This window comes from Anabaena sp. CCY 9613, assembly GCF_963920895.1.
Lineage (GTDB): Bacteria > Cyanobacteriota > Cyanobacteriia > Cyanobacteriales > Nostocaceae > Cyanocohniella.
On sequence record NZ_CAWUDE010000084.1, the window covers coordinates 1 to 212 of the forward strand.

Here is a 212-nt window from a genome sequence, read left to right on the forward strand (position 1 = left end):
CCGCGACCTGCGCTTTCATGCGGATCTCGGAATGACGGCGCGCCCAGGTATGCCGCGCGCTGATTCGTAGGATGTTCAGACCCTCGACCAGCTTGGTCTCGATCAGCGTCTCGCTGGCACGGGTCAGCACCAATTGGCCGGCCGGCGAACTGCTCACCAGGATCGCCTTGGCCCGCGCAGCGCGGTCGATCGCGTCGAACGCCTTCTCACCG

General features: G+C 66.0%; 1 protein-coding gene. It reads right to left on the bottom strand.

Annotated features, from left to right (window positions below; genetic code table 11):
* The coding region (locus ACM0OT_RS23885; protein ID WP_414566856.1) for a hypothetical protein at window positions 1-212 on the bottom strand (212 nt) is incomplete at both ends.